General features: G+C 56.9%; 21 protein-coding genes. 8 read left to right on the top strand and 13 right to left on the bottom strand.

Translation table 11 applies throughout. From position 1 onward, the window contains the following. Position 1 precedes the first annotated feature (1 nt). The 12 genes from lpdA to mdh all read right to left on the bottom strand — a co-directional run bounded on the left by lpdA (position 2) and on the right by mdh (position 12,863). Complete coding sequence (lpdA, locus tag Q1B21_RS09650) at positions 2 to 1,390, bottom strand: dihydrolipoyl dehydrogenase (RefSeq protein WP_299888871.1); 1,389 nt, start codon at positions 1,388 to 1,390, stop codon at positions 2 to 4. Between the two features lie 87 nt (positions 1,391 to 1,477). Then, positions 1,478 to 1,867: an MAPEG family protein gene (locus tag Q1B21_RS09645; protein WP_299888869.1), complete on the bottom strand. Its 390-nt coding sequence runs from the start codon at positions 1,865 to 1,867 to the stop codon at positions 1,478 to 1,480. A 91-nt stretch (positions 1,868 to 1,958) separates the two neighbouring features. Next, positions 1,959 to 2,228: a hypothetical protein gene (locus Q1B21_RS09640; RefSeq protein ID WP_299888868.1), complete on the bottom strand. Its 270-nt coding sequence runs from the start codon at positions 2,226 to 2,228 to the stop codon at positions 1,959 to 1,961. 2 nt (positions 2,229 to 2,230) lie between these two features. Then, positions 2,231 to 3,754 (bottom strand): 2-oxoglutarate dehydrogenase complex dihydrolipoyllysine-residue succinyltransferase, encoded by a 1,524-nt coding sequence (odhB, locus tag Q1B21_RS09635; RefSeq protein ID WP_299888866.1) that lies wholly within the window; start codon positions 3,752 to 3,754, stop codon positions 2,231 to 2,233. A gap of 3 nt (positions 3,755 to 3,757) precedes the next feature. Continuing rightward, on the bottom strand, positions 3,758 to 6,715 hold the full coding sequence (locus Q1B21_RS09630; RefSeq protein ID WP_299888864.1) for a 2-oxoglutarate dehydrogenase E1 component: 2,958 nt from the start codon (positions 6,713 to 6,715) through the stop codon (positions 3,758 to 3,760). After that, complete coding sequence (locus Q1B21_RS09625) at positions 6,712 to 7,254, bottom strand: DUF805 domain-containing protein (RefSeq protein WP_299888861.1); 543 nt, start codon at positions 7,252 to 7,254, stop codon at positions 6,712 to 6,714. The genes Q1B21_RS09630 and Q1B21_RS09625 overlap by 4 nt, the downstream gene beginning before the upstream one ends. Positions 7,255 to 7,329: 75 nt before the next feature. Continuing rightward, positions 7,330 to 7,941 (bottom strand): hypothetical protein, encoded by a 612-nt coding sequence (locus Q1B21_RS09620; protein ID WP_299888858.1) that lies wholly within the window; start codon positions 7,939 to 7,941, stop codon positions 7,330 to 7,332. Between the two features lie 84 nt (positions 7,942 to 8,025). Continuing rightward, positions 8,026 to 8,907: a succinate--CoA ligase subunit alpha gene (sucD, locus tag Q1B21_RS09615; RefSeq protein ID WP_170350627.1), complete on the bottom strand. Its 882-nt coding sequence runs from the start codon at positions 8,905 to 8,907 to the stop codon at positions 8,026 to 8,028. A 13-nt stretch (positions 8,908 to 8,920) separates the two neighbouring features. Next, positions 8,921 to 9,748, bottom strand: coding sequence for a glycosyltransferase family 25 protein (locus Q1B21_RS09610; protein ID WP_299888854.1), 828 nt, complete (start codon positions 9,746 to 9,748; stop codon positions 8,921 to 8,923). Between the two features lie 172 nt (positions 9,749 to 9,920). Then, entirely contained in the window at positions 9,921 to 10,172 is a 252-nt protein-coding gene (locus Q1B21_RS09605) for a hypothetical protein (protein ID WP_299888851.1), read from the bottom strand. Between the two features lie 209 nt (positions 10,173 to 10,381). Next, positions 10,382 to 11,575, bottom strand: a complete 1,194-nt coding sequence (sucC, locus tag Q1B21_RS09600) for an ADP-forming succinate--CoA ligase subunit beta (RefSeq protein WP_299888848.1) — start codon at positions 11,573 to 11,575, stop codon at positions 10,382 to 10,384. Between the two features lie 325 nt (positions 11,576 to 11,900). Further along, positions 11,901 to 12,863, bottom strand: a complete 963-nt coding sequence (gene mdh / locus Q1B21_RS09595; protein WP_299888845.1) for a malate dehydrogenase — start codon at positions 12,861 to 12,863, stop codon at positions 11,901 to 11,903. Between the two features lie 160 nt (positions 12,864 to 13,023). On the opposite strand from mdh, the gene Q1B21_RS09590 reads away from it, so the two are divergent. Further along, the gene (locus Q1B21_RS09590; protein ID WP_299888842.1) at positions 13,024 to 13,779 is read left to right on the top strand and encodes a sulfite exporter TauE/SafE family protein; all 756 of its coding nucleotides are present in this window, start codon (positions 13,024 to 13,026) and stop codon (positions 13,777 to 13,779) included. Positions 13,780 to 13,781: 2 nt separating this feature from the next. Here Q1B21_RS09590 and Q1B21_RS09585 read toward each other — a convergent pair whose 3' ends face one another. Next, on the bottom strand, positions 13,782 to 14,096 hold the full coding sequence (locus Q1B21_RS09585) for a hypothetical protein (RefSeq protein WP_298935316.1): 315 nt from the start codon (positions 14,094 to 14,096) through the stop codon (positions 13,782 to 13,784). A 178-nt stretch (positions 14,097 to 14,274) separates the two neighbouring features. Here Q1B21_RS09585 and Q1B21_RS09580 point away from each other — a divergent pair, with 178 nt between their 5' ends. The 7 genes from Q1B21_RS09580 (at position 14,275) to Q1B21_RS09550 (ending at position 18,662) form a co-directional block, all read left to right on the top strand. Continuing rightward, the gene (locus Q1B21_RS09580; RefSeq protein WP_299888838.1) at positions 14,275 to 15,132 is read left to right on the top strand and encodes a CoA ester lyase; all 858 of its coding nucleotides are present in this window, start codon (positions 14,275 to 14,277) and stop codon (positions 15,130 to 15,132) included. 7 nt (positions 15,133 to 15,139) lie between these two features. Continuing rightward, complete coding sequence (locus Q1B21_RS09575) at positions 15,140 to 15,694, top strand: NnrU family protein (protein WP_299888835.1); 555 nt, start codon at positions 15,140 to 15,142, stop codon at positions 15,692 to 15,694. Positions 15,695 to 15,706: 12 nt separating this feature from the next. Continuing rightward, positions 15,707 to 15,913 (top strand): DUF1737 domain-containing protein, encoded by a 207-nt coding sequence (locus Q1B21_RS09570; RefSeq protein ID WP_299888832.1) that lies wholly within the window; start codon positions 15,707 to 15,709, stop codon positions 15,911 to 15,913. Next, positions 15,913 to 16,941, top strand: coding sequence for a MaoC family dehydratase (locus Q1B21_RS09565; protein WP_299888830.1), 1,029 nt, complete (start codon positions 15,913 to 15,915; stop codon positions 16,939 to 16,941). The genes Q1B21_RS09570 and Q1B21_RS09565 overlap by 1 nt, the downstream gene beginning before the upstream one ends. 77 nt (positions 16,942 to 17,018) lie before the next feature. Beyond that, positions 17,019 to 17,681 carry a DUF1194 domain-containing protein gene (locus tag Q1B21_RS09560; protein ID WP_299888825.1) on the top strand — a complete coding sequence of 221 codons (663 nt, stop codon included), beginning with the start codon at positions 17,019 to 17,021 and terminating at the stop codon, positions 17,679 to 17,681. A gap of 214 nt (positions 17,682 to 17,895) precedes the next feature. Further along, entirely contained in the window at positions 17,896 to 18,279 is a 384-nt protein-coding gene (gene sdhC / locus Q1B21_RS09555; protein ID WP_299888822.1) for a succinate dehydrogenase, cytochrome b556 subunit, read from the top strand. A gap of 11 nt (positions 18,280 to 18,290) precedes the next feature. After that, complete coding sequence (locus tag Q1B21_RS09550) at positions 18,291 to 18,662, top strand: succinate dehydrogenase, hydrophobic membrane anchor protein (RefSeq protein ID WP_298935309.1); 372 nt, start codon at positions 18,291 to 18,293, stop codon at positions 18,660 to 18,662. Positions 18,663 to 18,666 lie beyond the last annotated feature (4 nt).

Raw genomic sequence — 18,666 nt, 5'->3', positions numbered from 1 at the left:
ATCAGCTGTGGATTGGCCCGTCGCCGCAGGCGAGCGCCGCTTCGCGCACGGCCTCGGAATAGGTCGGGTGCGCGTGACACGTCAAAGCGAGATCTTCGGCAGAGGCGCCGAACTCCATGGCCACACAGACCTCATGGATCAGGTCGCCAGCGGCCGGGCCGATGATATGCGCGCCCAGAATGCGATCTGTTTCCTTGTCAGCCAGGATCTTTACAAACCCATCTGCCGCAAAGTTCGCCTTGGCGCGCCCGTTGCCCATAAACATGAACTTGCCAACCTTATAGGCGCGGCCTTGTTCCTTAAGTGTTTCTTCGGTCTCACCGACGTTGGCAACCTCGGGCCAGGTGTAGGTCACACCCGGAATGACGCCATAATTCACATGCCCGTGCTTGCCCGCAACTTGCTCGGCTGCGGCCATGCCCTCGTCCTCGGCCTTGTGGGCCAGCATCGGGCCTTCGATCACGTCACCAATCGCGTAGATGCCCGGCACATTGGTCTGCCAATCTGCGCCAACCTTGATCTGCCCGTGTGGTGTCATCTCAACACCCAGAGCGTCCAGACCCAGACCGTCCGAAAACGGCTTACGGCCAGTGGCAACCAAAACAGTGTCGGCGTCGATCACATGTTCGCTGTCATCTTTGCGCTTCTTGTAAGTGACCTTGGCCTTAGTCTTGGTGGCTTCGGTCTTTTGCACCGCGGCGCCCATCACAAATTTCAGGCCCTGCTTCTTTAGAATGCGCGCGAAGGTCTTCTGCACCTCGGGATCCATGCCCGGCGTGATCACGTCAAGGAATTCGATAACGGTAACTTCGGCCCCAAGCCGCTGATAGACCGAGCCCAGTTCCAATCCGATTACGCCGGCACCGATAACGACCATTTTCTTCGGGATTTTGTTCAGCGCCAACGCACCGGTTGAGGTGACAACAACTTTCTCGTCGACGGTTACGCCCGGCAAGGATGATGGCTCGGACCCCGACGCGATGATGATGTTCTTGGCCTCGTGAATATCATCACCAACCTTGACCTGACCAGCGGCGGGGATTGATCCCCAGCCTTTGAGCCAGTCAATCTTGTTCTTCTTGAACAGAAACTCGATGCCCTTGGTGTTCCCGTCGATGACCTCGTCCTTGTAGGCCAGCATCTGCTTCCAATCGACCGAGGGGCTTTTGCCCTTCAGACCCATCTTGGCAAAGTTATGTTCGGCCTCGTGCAACTGATGGCTGGCATGTAGCAACGCCTTGGACGGGATGCAGCCGACGTTCAGGCAGGTGCCGCCCAGTGTTTCGCGCCCCTCGACCACCGCTGTTTTCAGCCCCAGCTGGGCACAGCGGATGGCGCAGACATAGCCGCCGGGCCCTGCTCCGATTACGATGACGTCATAGTTTGCCATTTGTCACGTCCTTGTATTAGGCGGGGTTGGTTGCGCATGTGTCGCGCGGTCCGCTCCCTTTTTGAATAATCTATACTGGCCGAGGAATCAAAACAGAGCGGCCAACAGCAATGCGGTCGTTGCGACCAGTCCTATCATCCAGATGACAGTGCGCCAGGGTGTCCAGCCAAAGGCGTAGGCGGGGACATAAAGGATGCGCGCGATAAGGTAGATCCAGCTACACATCCCGGTGAACCCATTGGATTGCCCCGAGGTTGTGACGACCAACGCCGCGATAGCAAAAACAACTAGCCCTTCGGTGTGATTGCTCAGCGCCCTGTGCAAACGCCCCATAACTGCTGGTTTTTCAAAGGGTGTGTCACGTGGTCCAATCGCATGCAACACATCGACCCTGCCGTGACCCGCAATCAGGTAGGCGACGAATTGAGCGATCCAAAGCAGGGCGGCCAGGGACAGGACGGTCAGTTCGGTGGTCATCCAGTAGAGTTCCTTGGTTGTTAGGCGCGGGTGGGATGTTCCAACAACGAACTTGCGCCTACCGCAAACCGGGGGCGCAAGAAATGGGGTGTTAGGCCGGCGTTAGCACCTTGATCTGGATATGTGCCACACCGCCTCGTTCGTGATGCATTGCCAGTTCCTCAGATTCGAAGAAGTCTCGGGCCTTTTCCAGATCTGCGATCTCGAACAGCGCAACCGCATGGTCGCGCTGTTCGGGATCCTGCCAGATGTGAAGATCATTAATACCTGCAGCTTCGCGCATCGGCTTGTCCTCGCGGAATACTTTTAGCCAAACGCTGAAATCCGCGACGTCGGCCTGCCAGAGAACATGGGTCGCCATTTTTACAGGTCCATAAGCAGACGACGTGGATCTTCCAGCGCCTCTTTCACACGAACCAGGAAGGTCACAGCGCCTTTGCCGTCCACGATCCGGTGGTCATAAGACAAGGCCAGATACATCATCGGACGGATCTTGATCTCGCCATTGATGGCCATCGGGCGGTCCTGAATCTTGTGCATGCCCAGAATGCCCGACTGTGGCGGGTTCAGGATCGGCGAGGACATCAGCGAGCCATAGACACCACCGTTCGAGATGGTGAAGGTACCGCCCTGCATCTCGGCCATGGACAGCTTGCCATCCCGGGCGCGCTTGCCCTTTTCGGCGATGGCTTTCTCGATGGCAGCAAAAGACATCGCATCCGCATCGCGAATAACCGGCACAACCAAACCTTGCGGGGTCCCGGCGGCAACGCCCATATGCACGAAGTTCTTGTAGACTATATCGGTGCCATCAATCTCGGCATTGACCTCGGGCACTTCTTTCAGCGCGTGACAGCAGGCCTTGGTGAAGAAGGACATGAAGCCCAGTTTCACGCCATGTTTCTTCAGAAACAGCTCTTTGTATTCGTTGCGCAGGGCCATCACCTCGGTCATGTCCACCTCATTAAAGGTGGTCAGGATCGCTGCGGTGTTCTGCGCATCCTTCAGGCGTTTCGCGATGGTCTGGCGAAGCCGGGTCATACGCACACGTTCTTCGCGTGAGGCGTCCTCGGCGGCCACGGGTGCGCGCGGAGCTTGGGCCGCGGGTGCGGGCGCAGCCGCCGCCGGTGCTGGGGCCGAAGCCGTTGCTACAGCTTTAGCGACATCCTCTTTCATGACACGACCGTCGCGACCGGTGCCTGGGACTTGATCGGCGGATAAACCAGCCTCGGCCATGGCTTTTTCAGCCGATGGTGCATTGGCCACGTCCTTACCACCACCCGAGGCGCCGCCGGCGGCGGGTGCCGCAACCGCGGCCGGGGCGGCAGACACTCCGGCCGCATCGCCCGAGATCACCGCCAGTTTGGCTGTAGCATCGACTGTTGCACCTTCTGGCGCGACGATTTCTGCCAGTACGCCCGCGGCCGGGGCCGGAACTTCGACCGAGACTTTATCGGTTTCCAGTTCGCACAGCATTTCATCTTGCGCAACGGCATCGCCCACTTGTTTGAACCAGGTCGACACTGTGGCTTCGGTGACAGATTCACCCAAAGTTGGGACCATGACGTCGACGCTGGCTGCTGCCTGGGCGGCAGGTGCAGCCGCTGCTGGGGCAGGAGCTGTAGCGGCTGGTGCGGCTGCGGCACCGTCACCCGCTGCAATCGTTGCCAGCAACGCATCAACGCCAACTGTCTCACCTTCGGCAGCCACAATTTCACCCATCACACCCGCACTGGGGGACGGCACTTCGACCGTGACCTTGTCAGTCTCCAACTCACATAGCATTTCGTCCACGGCGACAGTGTCACCGGGTTTCTTGAACCATGTCGCAACCGTGGCTTCGGTTACCGACTCGCCAAGCGTGGGAACACGAACTTCAATCGACATCGCTTATTTTCCTTCAATGCTCAGCGCTTCGTTCACCAGCGCTTCTTGTTGGGCTTTGTGTTGGCTGGCCAGACCCGTTGCGGGCGAGGCCGATGTTGCACGACCGACATAACGCGGTCGCTTGTTCTCGGCGCCGATACGGGTCAGCACCCATTCGATGTTGGGTTCAATAAAGGTCCAGGCCCCCTGGTTCTTGGGTTCTTCCTGACACCAGATGATTTCGGCACCCTTAAACCGTTCAAGCTCATTGATCAGGGAATGCGCCGGGAATGGATAGTATTGTTCGATCCGCATCAGGTAGACATCGTCGATGCCACGGGAATCGCGTTCTTCCAACAGGTCATAGTAAACCTTGCCGGAACACATCACGACTCGCTTGATCTTGTTGTCTTTCACCAGTTTGGTATCGGAATTTCCGTGCTGCGCATCGTCCCACAGCACTCGGTGAAAACTCGACCCGGTGGTGAACTCTTCGGCCGTGCTGACGGCCAGTTTGTGGCGCAGCAACGATTTTGGTGTCACAAGGATCAGTGGCTTGCGGAAGGTCCGGTGCAACTGCCGGCGCAGGATGTGGAAGTAGTTCGCAGGCGTTGTACAATTCGCCACGATCCAGTTGTCCTGTCCACACATCTGCAGGAAACGTTCCAGTCGCGCCGAGCTGTGTTCCGGGCCCTGACCTTCGAACCCGTGAGGCAGCAGGCACACCAATCCGGACATGCGCAACCATTTGCTTTCGCCAGAGCTGATGAACTGATCGAACATAATCTGCGCACCGTTGGCAAAGTCACCAAACTGCGCCTCCCAAAGGACCAAAGAGTTTGGTTCGGCCAGTGAAAAGCCGTACTCAAATCCCAGCACCGCGTATTCGCTGAGCATCGAGTCGATCACGTCGTATTGCGATTGCCCAGCGCGGATGTTGTTCAGCGGATAGTACCGTTCCTCGGTTTCCTGATGGATGAACCCGGAGTGGCGCTGGCTGAACGTGCCGCGTGTCGCGTCTTGCCCGGACAGTCGAACAGGATACCCCTCGGTCAAAAGCGAACCAAAGGCCAGCGCTTCACCAGTCGCCCAGTCAAATCCTTTGCCGGATTCGAACATCTGTTTTTTGTGATCCAGCAAGCGACCGACCGTTTTGTGCAGCGCGACATCTTGCGGTGCGTGGGTCAGTGCGTTTCCGATTTCGGCCAGAGTGTCGGGTGAAATCGCCGTGTCACCACGCACATATTCATCTTTGTTTTTGTCTAGATGAGACCAGCGCCCGTCCAGCCAGTCGGCTTTGTTGGGCTTGTAATCTTTTCCGGCCTCAAACTCATCGTTCAGATGCGCCTGGAACGCGGCTTTCATATCCTCGATCTCACCCTCTGGGATCAGCCCGTCCTTGACCAGCCGTTCCGTATAAATCGACAACGTGGTCTTATGGGTTTTGATCTTCTTGTACATGATCGGGTTGGTGAACATGGGCTCATCACCCTCGTTATGCCCGAACCGGCGATAGCAGAAGATGTCGAGGACAACGTCCTTGTGGAACTTTTGCCGGAATTCCGTTGCTACCTTGGCCGCATGGACCACCGCCTCGGGGTCGTCGCCATTGACGTGGAAGATCGGCGCTTCGACCATCAGGGCAATATCCGTCGGGTAGGGGCTTGAGCGGCTGAAATGCGGTGCAGTGGTAAAGCCGATCTGGTTGTTCACCACGATATGCATGGTGCCACCTGTCTTATGGCCCTTCAGACCAGATAAACCGAACCCTTCGGCCACAACACCCTGTCCGGCAAAGGCCGCGTCGCCATGCAGCAAAATGCCCATCACAGCAGTTCGGTCGGTGTCGTTCAACTGATCCTGCTTGGCCCGCACCTTGCCCAGCACAACGGGGTTTACAGCTTCCAGGTGGCTGGGGTTTGCCGTCAGTGACAGGTGAACCGAGTTGCCATCGAATTCGCGATCCGATGATGCCCCCAGATGGTATTTTACATCGCCCGAGCCATCAACGTCTTCGGGCTTGAAGCTACCGCCCTGGAACTCGTTGAAGATCGCGCGATAGGGTTTGCGCATCACATTGGCCAGAATGTTCAGACGGCCCCGGTGGGGCATGCCGATCACGATGTCCCGAACCCCAAGCGCACCGCCGCGCTTGATGATCTGTTCCATCGCCGGGATCAGCGCCTCGCCGCCGTCCAGACCAAACCGTTTGGTGCCCATGTATTTCACATGCAGGAACTTCTCGAACCCTTCCGCCTCGACCATCTTGTTCAGGATCGCCTTACGGCCTTCCTTGGTGAACGCGATTTCCTTGCCATAGCCCTCGATCCGTTCTTTCAGCCAGGCGGCCTCTTCCGGGTTCGAGATATGCATGTATTGCAGCGCAAAGGTGCCGCAATAGGTGCGTTTCACGATCTCAACAATCTGCCGCATCGAGGCCATCTGCAGACCCAGAACGTTGTCGATAAAGATCGGCCGGTCCATATCGGCTTCGGCAAACCCATAGGTCTTTGGGTCAAGCTCGGGATGTGTGCTGGCGGCCCGCATGCCCAGCGGATCCAGATCAGCGGCCAGATGGCCCCGGATGCGGTAGGCCCGGATCAGCATCAGCGCGCGCAGGCTGTCCAGAACCGCGCGTTTGATCTGGTCTTCACTAACCTCAACACCCTTTGACACCGCCTTGTCTTTGATCTTGTCCCCGGCGGCCTTCGCGTCGATCTCGACCCACTCGCCAGTCAGAGCGCTGGTGAGGTCATCAGTAGGCATTGGCGGCCAGTCGGTCCGCGCCCAGGATGGTCCTTCGGCTTCTCTTTCAACATCCGGTTTGGCATCACCCATCTGGCGAAAGAAATCGGCCCACGCGGCATCCACCGCGCCCGGGTCTTTCGCATATTGGGCATAAAGTTGCTCCAGATATTCGGCATTGTGCCCTTGCATAAAGCTTGAGGCATGAAAGGCAGAGTTGGGCAGTTGTTCGGTCATTGGGCTACCTCATATGGGTTGGGACCGTATTGGTTGGTGCCTCGCTGGCTGGGGCGGGCCAGCCACCACAGAACCAGGAGGGGCGACACAATCAAGATGATCAGTGTCGGAATGACGATCAGCAGAGTGGCGCGGGTGAACAGGATGTCCAGATTGCCGCCATGCTGGAAACTGGAGGCGATGCCGATGCCGAAGAACAGGGTCACAAAGGCGCTGAGGATCAGCAGGATTGGCAGCAAAGCGTAGAGGCCACTGCGCCCGGTATCATGCATCCGCCGCCACGCGACAGCGAGATGCGGGAAGAAGACGATCAGGCTGACGATGCTTTGGACAGGTTGTGAAGACGATGCGGCGACGGACTTGGATGTTTCGGTTTCGGTCACGGCAACTTGGGTGAAGAACTGCGCATCGACGATTCCGGCAATGAGGCTCCAGATCACGATGAACAGGAAAAAGAACCAGTATTCAGGCCGTGAGGCTCTCCCCGAGAACGTGAAGAACTTGGAGAAACAGGTGCGGATGGCGTCAGAGAAGGTCATGGGGTGACCTCATGTGCATCCGTTTTTGCGGAGCGACGGGCAAAGTGAAGCTATGAAACCGGTTTAACTTGCTAGTCATTGTTGTGCGTTTCCAGAATTGGACACAGAAGCCACAAAAACGTAACGGAGATCGACAGTCGCCTTTTCAAACCGTTCGTACGCCATGTTCGCTATTGCTCGGGCATTATAAAGAGTTATCTGCGTATCATCTTTCCTAAATCTGCCGATCTGAAAATCCCGTACTTTTTCAGCTTGGCGCGCGTTCACAACATTGAGGGGGGGGCGGCTTGACGTCAAAAAGCACAACTGCTCTGTGTCAAGCAACCGAACGGTCAGCACCGCATCGCCTTTAGGATCGCTAAAGTAAAAGTCCCAATCGTACGGGGCGGCGGGCTTGGCAAGAAAATTGCGGGACGACAACTCTCGGACGATGTCGTAGTCGCTATTTTTGCCCCAGGCCAAACTATATTGCAGATTGAACATGGCAGAATGTTGGAGTGCGCGCTCCTCGTCCGGTTTTTGCGCCTGCCAGCCAAATTCTTGAAAGTTAACCTCCAAGGATTCCGCTTGAAACCCTGCAGAGCACAAGCCGATTGTCTTCCAGAAATCGACTGCACTTGCGGTGGACGGCGCAACGAGCGTCATCGGCAAAGCGAACAACATAGCTGACAACCGTTTCAAGTTCATGCCAATGTAAGACCCTCTAACTGTCTCATCTGCTCGTACATGCAAGCCGGGCTGAAGCCCGGCCTACACACGATATGTGCGGGGTTACCCAATCGCTTCCAGCACGGCCTCACCCAGCTGCGCCGGGCTTTCTGCCACAACGATACCGGCCGAGCGCATGGCTTCGATCTTGTCCTCGGCTCCGCCTTTGCCGCCGGCGACAATCGCGCCCGCGTGGCCCATGCGGCGGCCCGGAGGGGCTGTGCGGCCTGCGATGAACCCAGCCGTCGGCTTTTTGCGGCCCTTTTTGGCCTCATCCGCCAGGAACTGTGCGGCTTCTTCCTCGGCTGAGCCACCGATCTCACCGATCATGATGATCGACTCTGTTTCGTCATCGGCCAGAAACCATTCCAGCACGTCGATATGCTCGGTGCCCTTGATCGGGTCGCCGCCGATGCCCACGCAGGTGGACTGGCCAAGACCCACATCGGTGGTCTGCTTGACCGCCTCATAGGTCAGGGTACCCGAGCGCGACACAACACCAACCGAGCCGCGCTTGTGGATGTGGCCGGGCATGATGCCGATCTTGCAGGCGTCGGGCGTGATCACACCGGGGCAGTTCGGGCCGATCAGGCGCGAGCTTGAGCCTTCCAGCGCGCGCTTCACCTTCATCATGTCCAGAACCGGGATACCTTCGGTGATGCAGACGATCACCTCCATCTCGGCATCGATCGCTTCGAGGATCGAGTCAGCCGCAAACGGCGGCGGCACATAGATCACCGAGGCATTGGCCTCGGTCACATGCTTGGCCTCGTGGACCGAGTTGAACACGGGCAGGTCAAGATGGGTCATCCCGCCTTTGCCGGGGGTCACACCGCCGACCATCTTGGTGCCATAGGCGATGGCCTGTTCAGAGTGGAATGTGCCCTGCGAGCCGGTAAAGCCCTGACAGATCACTTTGGTATTTTCGTCGATGAGGACTGCCATGATGTCCCTTTCCTTAGGCGGTGCTGGTTTGATTGGGTTGCGCGTCCGGCAGAACCTGCGGCGCGTAGTCTATTTTTTCGAGAGTGGCGCGGCCCAGTGCCAGATTGGCGATGGTCCGGACCCCTCCGTCGATCTCGGCGATCCCGCGCCGGACCTTCTGTCGGAACAGCGGCCATCCGGTGGGGCGTTGGCGCGGCGCGCCCATCTGAACCTCTCCCGGGGCTTCATTGCCCTGTTCGACCATGGCCGGGATGACCTGATAGATATTGACCTGACGTGCCGCTGCTGATGCGGACGGGTTGAACAACAGGCCATCAAGCGTGATGTCAAAAGGCTTTTGCGCAAGAAAGTGCTGCGCGGCCTTGCGGGTTAAGGCATAGGCGGCCCCACCGGGATAGCGCGACCGTATCTGACGCAGGTCCCGCCCCAAATGCGACGACCCTTTACGCCCAAGCGCAACGTAGAGCTTTGTGCTGCGCCAGCGTTCGAACCGGACGATATCCGCATCCGGGGGCCACCAGGACGGATTATTCAGCCAATCGGCCAGTTCTGGCGTCAGAAAGACATCATCCTCAAGGATCAACGCCTGTTCCGCGCCCGAAGCAATCAGGGCTTCCCACGCTTTGGCATGGCTCAGCGTGCAGGCCATATCTTTGGTGTGGAAGTAGCCCCATGGCCCTTCTTCCCGACAGTCGCGCAGAAAATCCTGGCGTGTCGCCGCATCACAATCAACGGCGTTGACCCGCGTCGCCGACAGACCTGCTTTCTGCAGTTCCTGCTCCATCAAGCGCGCCCGTCCAGTGGCGCGTTCAAGGCCTATGAGGAAAATGGGGATGGTCATGAGGTTAGTTTTCCAAACAGATCAGACAGTCCGCATCCAATGCGATCTGTTTTGCGAGCCGGTAAAGCCCTGACAGATCACTTTGGTATTTTCGTTGATGAGGTTTGCCACCCGGCGTTCTCCTTTGATTTTTTGAGATGAGCGAGATCACCTATCATGTATTCAGTTTGTTCTATGGCGCTGCTACCGGTGCTTTGATTGCAATGCGGAAGTATCTCAGGCCATCGGCTTCGACACGCGATGTCACATCTACTCCAGCTGGAACTGGATAAACCATCGACACTGTTCCTTGTGCCAACTGAAACACGGTGTCATCGACTTGTTTGTCGGTGGCGAATACCAACGAACATTGACCGTTCGCCACCTTTACTGAGAGGTTGGCCGCGTTGTGATAGTACGTTCCGGTTTCTGAGTTTTGCGTCACGTTGTGAACCCGGACACCCTCCTCTGCATCTTCGAAGTTAGGCCCGCGGATCAGACAGGTATCTGCAAATATGACGCCAGCATCATATGGAGAAAGCAGACGCTGACCTGGTCCGGCGTCAGGACTTTTAGAAACGGTTTGGCCTTGAGCAGCACAAGCGCAAAAAGCACAAGCCGTAACTAGCGAGAGGATTACCGGGCGCACCGAACTTACCCCTTAACCGCTTTAACGATCTTCTCGGCTCCATCTTTCAGGTTGTCCGCCGCGATCACGTCCAGGCCAGAGGTATTGATGATCTCTTTGCCCTTCTCGACATTCGTGCCTTCCAGACGTACGACCAGCGGAACCTGCAGGCCGACTTCTTTCACTGCAGCCACAACGCCCTCGGCGATGACGTCGCAGCGCATGATGCCGCCGAAGATGTTGACCAGAATGCCTTTGACCTGCGGGTCCGAGGTGATGATCTTGAATGCTTCGGTCACTTTCTCTTTGGTCGCACCGCCGCCCACGTCGAGGAAGTTGGCAGGTTCGGCACCATACAGCTTGATGATGTCCATCGTCGCCATCGCCAAACCGGCGCCGTTGACCATGCAGCCGATCTCACCATCCAGCGCGATGTAGTTCAGGTCGTATTTGCTGGCTTCCAGTTCCTTGGAATCTTCTTCGGTGGTGTCGCGCAGTTCTGAAATATCCGGGTGGCGGTACATCGCGTTGCCGTCAAAACTGACTTTGGCGTCGAGCACTTTGAGATCACCGCTGTCCGAGACGATCAGAGGGTTGATTTCCAGCATCTCCATGTCCTTCTCGACGAAGGCGGCGTAGAGCTGGCTCATCAGTTTGACGCATTGCTTGACCTGCGCGCCCTTCAGACCCAGCGAAAAGGCGATGCGGCGGCCGTGGTAGGGCTGATAGCCGGTTGCAGGGTCAACCGAGAAGGACAGGATTTTCTCGGGCGTTGCAGCGGCCACTTCTTCGATATCCATGCCGCCTTCGGTCGAGCAGACGAATGAGATGCGGCTGGTTTGGCGATCCACCAGCAGGGCCAGATACATCTCGGTCTCGATGCCGGACCCGGCCTCGATATAGATGCGGTTGACCTGCTTGCCCGCCGGGCCGGTCTGATGGGTGACCAGCGTGCGGCCCAGCATTTTCTTGGCCTCCTCCGAGGCCTCTTCGACCGACTTGGTCAAGCGGACACCGCCTTTTTCGCCAGCGTCAGCCTCTTTGAACGACCCCTTGCCGCGGCCACCTGCGTGGATCTGCGCCTTAACCACCCAAAGTGGTCCGTCCAGCTCTCCAGCTGCGGTTTTGGCTTCTTCGGCGCGCAACACGGCGCGGCCGTCCGACACCGGTGCGCCATAGCTGCGGAGGAGGGCTTTGGCCTGATATTCGTGAATGTTCATCGAAACTGTCCCGTCTGACTGCGATTTATTCCGTTATAGGGGTGCCTAAGGGATAAGTTTAAAGGGTTTTTTGACAGTGAAGGGGTTTTTCACGAAGATTTTCGGTATTTGTGATCACGGGATTTTGGGGTGTGATCACAAACCACACCAGGTGGCATGTGTGATTCGAACAATTGGCTGTTGGCAGAAAAATCATATTCAAAAAAGGTATTTGCGACGTTTGCGCCAACATTCCCGACTTAGCTTTGTGGTCACATCGGAACGAATGAAAACAAAAAAACCGGCCCAACGTCGGGCCGGTTCAAATGGTCTGACGCTTGGTGGATTAACCCAACGAGTTGTCGATGCCCTTGCACGCCTCGATCAGGCCTTTTACGGCGTTGACCGAATTGTCGAAACCGGCCTGCTCTTCTTCGTTCAGGGTGATGTTGACGATGCGTTCGATGCCACCCGCGCCGATCACAGTGGGTACGCCCACATACATGCCTTCGACGCCCAGTTCCCCGTCGCAATAGGCCGCGCAAGGCAGAACGCGTTTCTGGTCTTTCAGATAGGCTTCGGCCATTTCGATGGCTGACGTGGCCGGAGCATAAAACGCCGAGCCAGTTTTCAGCAGACCAACGATTTCAGCGCCACCGTCACGGGTGCGCTGAACGATGGCGTCCAGTTTTTCTTGTGTCGTCCAGCCCATCTCGACCAGATCGGGCAATGGAATGCCGGCAACCGTCGAATAGCGCACTGACGGCACCATGGTATCGCCATGACCACCCAGAACAAACGCGGTGACGTCGCGCATGGAGACATTGAATTCCTCCGACAGGAAATGCGCGAAGCGGCCCGAATCCAGAACGCCTGCCATGCCACAGACCTTATTATGTGGCATGCCGGAAAACTCGCGCAGGGCCCAGACCATCGCATCCAGTGGGTTGGTGATGCAGATGACAAACGCGTCAGGGGCGTGGGCCGCGATGCCTTCGCCAACCGATTTCATGACCTTCAGGTTGATGCCCAGCAGGTCGTCGCGGCTCATGCCCGGTTTGCGCGGGACACCGGCAGTCACGATGCAAACATCCGCGCCTGCGATATCTTCGTAAGACTGGGTGCCTTTCAGAGAGGCGTCGAACCCTTCGGACGGGCCGGATTCGGCGATGTCCAGAGCTTTACCTTCCGGAGTACCCTCGGCGATGTCAAACAGGACAACGTCACCAAGTTCCTTCATTGCTGCGAGGTGGGCGAGCGTGCCGCCGATCTGACCTGCGCCGATCAGCGCGATCTTGGGTCTGGCCATTTGGAATATCTCCGGTCGGTTTTGAAATCGCGGTTGTGCTAGTCGCTAAATCAACATTGCGCAAGGGTTCTGCAACGTGGCATGCCACCGCATACCGTTTGCACCTGCCCCACCGATTGCGCTAAACGGCTTACGAAATATACCGTTTTGGGGCTGCCACATGTTCGAGATGAACTTGATGTTTTTTGCCGTGGCGATCCCAGCCGTGATCTTTGCGGGTATTTCGAAGGGTGGGTTCGGCTCGGGCGTGGCGTTTGCGTCCTCGTCGATTCTGGCCCTTATTCTGGAGCCGGGGCAGGCGCTCGCCTTGATGCTTCCGATCCTGATGATCATCGATGTTGCAACGTTGGGGCCGTATTGGAAGCGCTGGAATTGGCCGGATTCCCGTTTGCTGATATTGGGCGCAGTACCAGGTGTGGCGCTGGGCGCGGGCCTGTTCCGCGCAACTGACGACGATGTCCTGCGCCTGCTGATAGGAGCGATTTCGGTTGGCTTCGTGATGTGGCACATCAGTCAATCCCGAGGCTGGGTACGTGTATCCGCAAAACGCTTGCCATCTTCGGCCGGGCTGTTTGCCGGTTTGGTCGCTGGGTTCACAAGCTTCGTCAGCCATGCGGGTGGACCACCCGCCGCAGTCTATTTGCTGTCACAGCGCCTGTCGAAAACCGAATACCAGGCGTCGACCGTTCTGGTGTTCTGGGTCATCAATGTCGCCAAGTTTGTGCCTTACGCGTATCTGGGTCTGTTCACGCTGCAAACGGCCTGGGCAAATCTTCTGCTCGCGCCATTCGCAGTACTCGGCGCATGGCTGGGCGTTCGGGCGCATTTCATGATGTCCGAACGCGTGTTCTTTGGCATCGCTTATGTTTTGCTGACAATGACAGGCACCAAGCTGATCTGGGATGCCGTGACCTGAACTCAGGCGTCCTTGCCTTGCGCCGGTAACGCATCAGCGAGGGTTTCGTAGGACTGGCCCGATGCTACAAGGCAAGTGGCACCGCCCGGCAGAGTAACTGTGATTGTCCAGCTACCGGTCTCATCCGAGGCGAACACCTCCATCACCGCGCCGCGTCTGGCAATGCCGATCCCTTTGCGGGTTTCTCCGTAAATTTCTTCAAGCCGCTTGATCACGTCTTCCCGGGGTGCGCAGTTGCGCGGCTGAGCCTGCAACTGCTGAGCTGCCAGCGCCATGATCCCCAGCCCCATGGTCATTTTGATCAGTTTCGTTTTCATCTAAGGCCCCTTCTGCCACCTATGCCAGCAAGCCTGCCGCGAGGGTTCGGAGATTGGGTAAAGGCAACGCACGTTGCGTCGCTTTGGCGGGTAATGCTGCAATGCGGCAATTTTGGTCTTGAACTTTCCTGAAAAAAATGCCCCATTCCGCGCAACATTATTTCTTGGGGAGGGGTCGATGGATCCGCGTCAACGCCCGTACCGTTCGGTGCTTTACATACCTGGCTCGAAAGAGCGCGCCCTGGATAAGGCGCGCAACCTGCCGGTTGATGCGATCATTTTTGATCTGGAAGATGCTGTAGCGGCCGATGAAAAGTCCAACGCGCGCGCAACGCTTAAGGCCGCATTGGCCGCTGATGGATATGGCGCGCGGGTCAAGATTGTTCGCATCAACGGGCTGGACACCGGATGGGGTCGTGCAGATGCCGAAGCAGTGCGTGACATGGATGCAGATGTGGTCCTGCTGCCCAAAGTAAACTCTGCCGCAGACGTTGATGCGTTGGCTGCGATCACCGGCGATCTGCCGATCTGGGCGATGATGGAAACGCCGCGCGGTATGCTGAACGCGGCAGAGATCGCTGCCCACCCCTGTATCACCGGGTTCGTCATGGGCACCAACGATCTGGCCAAAGAGCTTCAGACGCGTTTTCGCCCCGATCGTTTGCCACTGATGACCTCACTGGGCCTGTGTGTTCTGGCCGCCAAGGCCGAAGGTCTGATCATTGTCGATGGTGTGTACAACGCGTTCAAGGATATGGAAGGGCTTGCCGCCGAATGTGCGCAAGGCCGCGATATGGGTTTTGACGGCAAGACACTGATTCACCCGGCACAGGTTGATGTGACGAATGCTGCTTTCGCTCCGTCCGATGACGAGATCGACCTGGCGCGTCGGCAGATCGCGGCGTTTGAAGAGGTCGAAAGCCAAGGACAAGGCGTCGCCGTGGTCGACGGTAAAATCGTAGAGAACCTGCACGTTGCAACTGCACGTGAAACTCTGGCAAAAGCAGAGGCGATTTCATCATTGCAAGCGGGGTAAGCCAGCAATGGGCTTTGTTCTACTGATTCTGGGCGTGGCGCTTTGGTGGGCCGCGCATTTCTTCAAACGATTGATGCCCCAACAACGGGCCGCGATGGGCGATGCCGGGAAGGGTATGGTTGCTCTGGCGCTGGTCGTGTCGATCTTGCTGATGGTCTTCGGCTATCGCATGACGGACTTTATCTATGTCTGGGCACCGCCGGTGTTTATGATCCATATCAACAATCTATTGGTGTTGATTGCGATCTATATGATGAGCCCGGCTGGCGCCAAAGGCCGTCTGCTGAACAATATGCGCCACCCCATGTTGGGCGGTTTCAAGCTCTGGGCCTTTGCTCACCTGCTGGTGAACGGTGATTTGGCTTCGATCGTTCTGTTTGGCGGTCTGTTGGCTTGGGCGGTTGCCGAAGTGATTGTGATCAACCGCTCTGAACCTGATTGGACACCCGGTGAGCCCGGTACTTATGGCAAGGACGCGATGTTCTTTGTGGCCTCGATCGTGCTGCTCGGACTGATCGGCTATATCCACGGGCTGGTCGGCCCTTCCCCTTTCCCGTCGTAAGGATTTGACATCTTGGCCAAACTCTATCGCCTCCTGACCGAGGAAGACACATCAGCCTTCTGCCACAAGGTCTCGGAGGCGCTGGGCAAGGGGTGGGAGCTTTACGGCTCTCCCTCTTACGCGTTTGACAGCGCCAACAACGTGATGCGTTGCGCGCAGGCCGTAACCAAGGATGTTCAGGCTGACTATTCCTCTGACATGAAACTGGGGCAGCAATAATGGCAAAGACCAATCCGGGCCGTTTCTTTGAAGATTACTCCGTAGGGCAAGTTTTGCGCCATGCTGTACCGCGCACCGTGACGGCCGGAGAGCGGGCGCTGTACCACGCGCTTTATCCTGCGCGGCACGCGCTTTATTCGTCGGATGAATTTGCCCGGAACTGCGGCTTGCCTGAAAGCCCGATTGATGACCTGGCCGCATTTCACGTGGTGTTTGGCAAGACGGTGCCTGATGTTTCACTGAATGCGGTGGCAAATCTGGGATATGCCGAAGGCCGCTGGCTGCAACCTGTTTATCCCGGTGATACGCTGCGATCAGAATCCGAAGTGATCGGCGTCAAGCAGAACTCGAATGGTAAAACCGGCGTTGTTTGGGTGCGCACGCGCGGATTAAACCAGCGCGACGACGTTGTTATCGAATACGTCCGCTGGGTTATGGTGCGCAAATCGAACCTGAATGCACCTGCACCTGAGACGGTTGTTCCAGAGCTGAAGAAAGCGCTCGCCGCTGAAGATCTGATGATCCCGCAGGGTTTGGACTTTTCTAACTACAGTTTTGTTCAGTCCGGTGAGGCGCACAGGTGGGGCGACTACGAGATCGGCGAAACCATTGATCACGTGGATGGGGTGACAATAGAAGAGGCCGAGCACATGCTGGCCACCCGCCTTTGGCAAAATACGGCCAAGGTACACTTCGATCTGACCTTCCGCCCCGACGGGCGTCTGATCTACGGTGGCCATGTGATCTCGATGGCGCGCACGTTGTCTTTCAACGGGCTGGCAAATGCCCAGATGATCGTGGGTCTGAATGGCGGTGCCCACGCCAACCCATGTTTTGCAGGTGATACGATCAAGGCCTGGTCTGAAGTGCTGGACAAGGCCGAGACAGGCGTTCCGGGCGTTGGCGCAGTTCGCCTGCGATTGGTGGCGACCAAGGGTGGGCCGCCTTTCGCGTTGCGCAACGAGGACGGAAAGTACCTTCCTGACGTTTTGTTGGATCTGGATTATTGGGCATTGATGCCGATCTAACGTCTGGCCACCAGATGCCTGCGGCTTGATTACATTCATGTGACTGCAGATTTCACGATACGTGCTAACGTGCGGTTATGGTCTCACTACGAACACTTGCTGTCTGCCTGTCTCTCGCCCCGCCTGCATGGGCCTGTGATCTGGCATTGGCGCTGGCGGTTGATGTGTCGGGCTCGGTCGACAGCAAAGAATTTCGCATTCAGATGGACGGTCTTGCCGCTGGGTTGCGTGACCCCATTGTCTCCGAAGCGCTGGTCAGGGGGCAGGCGCAATTGATGCTCGTACAGTGGACGGGCGCGTCGCGCCAAAAGATCACGGTTCCCTGGACACAGATCGACAGTTTTCACGCACTCGATGGCTTTGCCGCACAAGTTGCCTCGGATCCAAGGGTTTGGCGCAACTTTTCTACTGCGATTGGCGAAGCGCTCGAAAAGACAATGGACAGCTTTGAATCGGTCTCGGAGTGTAAGCGCCACTTGATCGACCTTTCGGGGGATGGGGTTTCGAATGAGGGTGTCGAACCCACGAAGGTGCACAGCGTGTTGCGCAATCGGGGCGTTACAGTCAATGCAATCGCCATCGAAGAAAGCGAGCCTGACCTGACGGCGTATTTCTTTGAGAATGTGATCGTCGGAGAAGGGGCTTTTGTGGTTTCTGCATCTGGGTTTGAAGACTACCCGGAACGAATACGAAAAAAGCTGTTGCGCGAAGTCGTAGAGCAAACGGCCGGGTTGAAGTGAAGCATCGAAGATTCGTGATCACAATGCTTGGCCCTTGAAAACGCTAACATTGAAGATGTGGAATGGGTTTTGTGATCACGAGTTTATTTGGTGTGATCACATAACTTGCTAAACTGCGTTTTTGAGCCGAATTTAAGCACTTTTGCACCTGCAGCACGTGACACAGTGGGAAAAAACGGTAAAACCGTCTGTAGCCAACCGAAAAGGAGCCATCATGGCCGATGTAAATCGGGGCAACCGCCCACTTTCACCGCACATAATGATTTATCGTCCTCAGTTGACCTCCATGTCTTCGATCATGGTTCGACTGTCCGGAATTGCGGTTTTGGTTTTGTCACCATTGGTTGTCTGGTGGCTTTTGGCTGCGGCAACGTCTGAAACCGCCTTTGTGCCGATAGACAATTTTCTGCGCAGTTGGTTTGGCGATCTGCTTCTGTTGGGCGCAACCTGGGCGCTTTGGTATCATACACTGGGTCGTCTGCGTCACGTCATCTGGGACTTTGGCTACTGTCTGGATGTAGAGACTTCGGAAAAGATGGGTATTGGCATGTTCGTCTTTGCCACTGTTCTGACCATTCTCACAGTGTTTTTGGTGTAAGGAACGGACTGATGCGATATCTGACAGACCGTAAGCGCGCGCAGGGGATGGGGGCCGGAGGCTCGGGAACCCAAGGGCATTGGCGCATGATGGTACGCTCAATGATTATGGTTGTGCTGGTTCCGTTGTTCCTGATCGCGCTGGGCAAAGGCATTGGCGGATCTTATCAAGAGGTATTGGCCTATTTCAGCCGGCCTATACCGGTAATTATCGTGGCTTTGGCGCTGATCGTTGGTTTGATCCAACTGATGCATGAAGCGCAGGAAGCGATTGAGGACTACGTGCACGGTGTCGCGGAAAAGCTGACAATCGTTGCCACGCAGGCATTTTGCTACACGTTGATCGCTGCGAGCCTTCTCGCGCTGATCAAGCTCGCCCTTTGACCTG

Origin of the sequence: uncultured Ruegeria sp., assembly GCF_947504215.1 — a bacterium.
GTDB lineage: Bacteria > Pseudomonadota > Alphaproteobacteria > Rhodobacterales > Rhodobacteraceae > Ruegeria.
The sequence above is the reverse complement of the archived record's forward strand: the minus strand, read 5'-3'. Positions and strand labels throughout refer to the sequence as shown.